Here is a 280-nt window from a genome sequence, read left to right as displayed (position 1 = left end):
TGATGGTCGTCGTTGCTGCTGTTGGGTCTTTCACCAAGCTCTCGAAGTTGCCGCCCGTTGCATCAGTGATAGTCGCGGAAGCCGTATCGCCGCCTACGTATACATCATCACTTGCTGGAACCGTCGTGGTTCCTGAAGTCGCGCCATCAGCGATAGTGATCGTTGCACCATTGCTTAGCGTGACCGTCACCGCGCCATCCGCAGGATTCGTCAGTGTCGCCGTGTAGGTGATGTTCTCGCCTTCGGTGACTGACGCATCCGCTGACAAGCTCACTGTGGT

At 56.8% G+C, this 280-nt stretch carries 1 protein-coding gene; it reads right to left on the bottom strand.

Annotated elements, in window-relative coordinates; genetic code table 11:
• A partial coding sequence (locus tag IQO02_RS03035; RefSeq protein WP_193838496.1) for an immunoglobulin-like domain-containing protein occupies nt 1-280 on the bottom strand: 280 nt, incomplete at both ends.

Source organism: Vibrio sp. OPT24, from assembly GCF_015163545.1.
Taxonomy (GTDB): domain Bacteria; phylum Pseudomonadota; class Gammaproteobacteria; order Enterobacterales; family Vibrionaceae; genus Vibrio; species Vibrio cyclitrophicus.
Note: the sequence above shows the minus strand (reverse complement) of the source record. Positions and strands in the feature narration are given on the sequence as shown.